This window comes from Candidatus Kosakonia sp. 282A-S69, from assembly GCF_029433855.1.
Lineage (GTDB): Bacteria > Pseudomonadota > Gammaproteobacteria > Enterobacterales > Enterobacteriaceae > Kosakonia > Kosakonia cowanii_A.
Map to the genome: position 1 here is coordinate 174,726 of NZ_JAROAU010000005.1, position 236 is coordinate 174,961.

A 236-nucleotide genomic window follows, 5' to 3' on the forward strand; every position below is an offset into this window, starting at 1 on the left:
CCGTCCGCCAACGGGTGGTCTCAAGCAACCGGGGGCGGACGAGGCGACGCTCGCACGTGCGGGGTGAAGCGTGGTCGAGAGCTTCGCCACTAGCCTCCGGCAGGACGGGATTGCGGTCCACGCTGGCCTTAGGTTGCCCTGAGCAGCGGGCAGGCCGAGGGGCGAGTCAATCGCCTCAAGCTATTGAAGCGCTCCATATACGGCCGCGCCAAGCCCGACCGACTGCGCCGCCTTCT

1 pseudogene is annotated in these 236 nt (G+C 68.2%); it reads left to right on the top strand.

Annotation, left to right across the window (positions count from 1 at the left end):
- A pseudogene (locus PU683_RS21660) lies at nt 1-236 on the top strand (ISL3 family transposase); the annotation flags it as partial.